This window comes from Saccharothrix sp. NRRL B-16348 (assembly GCF_001280085.1).
Lineage (GTDB): Bacteria > Actinomycetota > Actinomycetes > Mycobacteriales > Pseudonocardiaceae > Actinosynnema.
The window spans coordinates 1-270 of the sequence record NZ_LGED01000156.1 but is presented as its reverse complement, the minus strand read 5'-3'; the positions used below and the strand labels follow the sequence as shown (position 1 = coordinate 270).

Below are 270 nucleotides of genomic sequence, written 5' to 3'. Positions count from 1 at the left end.
GTCGGCGCCGGTGTGGTGGGAGAGGCGGTTGGCGAAGTCGTTGCTGCCGGCGTCGCAGCCGATGAGGCGGATGGGGGTGTTGCCGTCCCAGCCGTTGCGGCGCAACAGGTCGCCGTACTCCTCCGGGCTGTAGGTGTGGTTGCCGATGCGTGCCCGGCCGTCGGGGGTGATGTGCACGTCGGCGGTGAAGTAGCGGGGGTCCGGGGGGACGCGGTGGGGCAGGTCGCCCATGTCGCTGTCGCCCCGGTGGTGCGAGATGCCGGCGGGGGT

The 270-nt window shown here is 72.6% G+C and carries 1 protein-coding gene; it reads right to left on the bottom strand.

Translation table 11 applies throughout. The features are described 5' to 3' along the window. A partial coding sequence (locus tag ADK67_RS52555; protein WP_197289469.1) for a hypothetical protein occupies positions 1–270 on the bottom strand: 270 nt, incomplete at both ends.